Raw genomic sequence first — 292 nt, forward strand, 5'->3', positions numbered from 1 at the left:
CGACGTCTGACGAGCCGAATGAGGCCGCGGCACCGGCGGAGTCATACGAGCGCACCGCCCTCGACGGCGACGCCCCGGCCCTGTTCACCAAACCCCTGCGCGAGCTGACCCTCACCGAAGCCCTCACCCCCACCCCGGGTCGCCTGGCCAGCCTGCGACCCGCTGCACTGATGGGCGGACAGTTCCTACCCGGCGCGATCGCCTGCCGAGCCACAGTCGGCGCGACCATCACTCGGATCGTCCACCCCGGCCAAGTCCCACCGGAACCCCGCTACCGACCGTCGAAGAAGCT

Source organism: Mycobacterium sp. AT1 (genome assembly GCF_002043095.1).
Lineage (GTDB): Bacteria > Actinomycetota > Actinomycetes > Mycobacteriales > Mycobacteriaceae > Mycobacterium.